Origin of the sequence: Cognatundibacterium luofuense, from assembly GCF_018139685.1 — a bacterium.
Taxonomy (GTDB): domain Bacteria; phylum Pseudomonadota; class Gammaproteobacteria; order Burkholderiales; family Burkholderiaceae_D; genus Undibacterium; species Undibacterium luofuense.
Genome location: NZ_JAGSPN010000634.1, coordinates 1 through 284, shown reverse-complemented (window position 1 = coordinate 284; position 284 = coordinate 1). Strand labels below are relative to the sequence as shown.

Below are 284 nucleotides of genomic sequence, written 5' to 3'. Positions count from 1 at the left end.
CACAGGGGTGGTGTTGGACGAGCGTGCCAGACCAAATCCATCCGGATATTCGACACGCAGACCGTCGATGGTGATGACTTCATCTGCGCCTGGGAAATCGGCATTCGCCTGCATGGCAGCGATGATGCTGAAATTCTCGCCTTCATTGAGCTTCAACTGGAGTTCCGGTGTCGATGGTGATTGCGGCAAATTATTCAGAGTAGCTGTCATATCTGTCACGCGGCTGATGATTTCCAGCAGACGCGCACCGGCGTACAAGCCATCGTCAAAGCCATACCAGCGGT

The 284-nt window shown here is 54.2% G+C and carries 1 pseudogene; it reads right to left on the bottom strand.

Annotated elements, in window-relative coordinates:
- A pseudogene (locus KDM89_RS21970) lies at positions 1 to 284 on the bottom strand (phosphomannomutase/phosphoglucomutase); the annotation flags it as partial.